The organism is Capnocytophaga sp. oral taxon 332 str. F0381 (assembly GCF_000318275.2).
Classification (GTDB): Bacteria; Bacteroidota; Bacteroidia; order Flavobacteriales; family Flavobacteriaceae; genus Capnocytophaga; species Capnocytophaga bilenii.
The window spans coordinates 13,424-14,110 of sequence record NZ_KB291273.1; the positions used below are offsets into that span (position 1 = coordinate 13,424).

The 687-nt window shown below is 45.7% G+C and carries 1 protein-coding gene; it reads left to right on the plus strand.

Translation table 11 applies throughout. From position 1 onward, the window contains the following. Window positions 1–687, plus strand: a 687-nt coding sequence (locus tag HMPREF9075_RS13405; protein WP_009414998.1) for a hypothetical protein, incomplete at both ends; no start/stop codon positions are given.

Genomic DNA, 687 nt, shown 5'->3' on the forward strand with positions numbered 1-687 from the left:
CGGCTACTGCCACCGTAATAGTACTGCCCCAAACCACGACACCTACTACTGAAACGCCCACCACATCAACCTCTACTACGACACCTACCACATCAACTGCAACTACCACAAGTACTACGATAACCCTCACTGCTCAAGACGATACTTACACCGTTACCTATAGTACTGAATCTCAAATAGTAGGCAGCGTCTATGATAACGACCGCTACGGCACCCAAACGCCCACCGATAAAGAGGTGCAATTTAGCTATATTCGTAGGAGTACCGATGACAACGGAAAGTATATCAGTACGATACGAGGCGGAATGTTACACCTCCCCGCGGGTTTAGCTGTGGGTCGCCATTATGTATATTATAAGATTAGAGATATTAAAGATGTTACCCATTTCGCCACTGCTACTGCTACTATAATAGTACTGTCCCAAGCTACGACACCTACTACCGAAACACCCACAACATCAACTTCTACTACTACTACACCTACCACATCAACTGTAACTACTACACCCACCACAACAACTCTTACTGCTCAAGATGATACTTATACCGTTACCTATAGCACCGACCCTCAATTAGTAGGCAGCGTTTATGATAACGACCGCTACGGCACAGCAACCCCTACAGACAAAGAGGTGCAATTTAGCTACGTTCGCAGGAGTACCGATGACAACGGAAAGTATATCAGTA